Source organism: Nocardia alni, assembly GCF_019038435.1.
Lineage (GTDB): Bacteria > Actinomycetota > Actinomycetes > Mycobacteriales > Mycobacteriaceae > Nocardia > Nocardia alni.
This window is the reverse complement of sequence record NZ_JAGPOX010000402.1, coordinates 1-392: the sequence shown is the minus strand read 5'-3', so window position 1 is coordinate 392 and position 392 is coordinate 1. Positions and strand designations below refer to the sequence as shown.

Below are 392 nucleotides of genomic sequence, written 5' to 3'. Positions count from 1 at the left end.
GTCCTCGTTCACGCCGGCCGGCGAGACCGTGATGCTGGCGACGGGGAAGTCGTCGTTGACGATGGTGGCGGTGGCGCTGGACGGGCTGCCGACGGAATAGTCCGTGCCGCTGGCGATGCTGAAGATCGCCGTCTCATCGGGTTCCACCGTCGTGTCGGCGCCCGGGGTGATGCTGAAGCTGGCCGAAGAGGCATTGGCCGGTACCACGAGGCTGCTGACCGCACCGGTGTAGTCGGTCCCGCTGGTGGCCGTGCCGCTGCGGGTCAGGTTCACGGTGGTCGGCGAACTGTTGGTCTGGCTCAGCGTCACCGTGTAGACCAAGGCCGTGCCGCTGTCCTCATTGGTGCTGGACGGCGAGATCGAGATGCTGGCGGTGCGCGAGGGATTGATGG

At 67.1% G+C, this 392-nt stretch carries 1 protein-coding gene; it reads right to left on the bottom strand.

Annotated elements, in window-relative coordinates:
* Window positions 1-392, bottom strand: a 392-nt coding sequence (locus JZ791_RS46335) for a Calx-beta domain-containing protein (RefSeq protein WP_216904045.1), incomplete at both ends; no start/stop codon positions are given.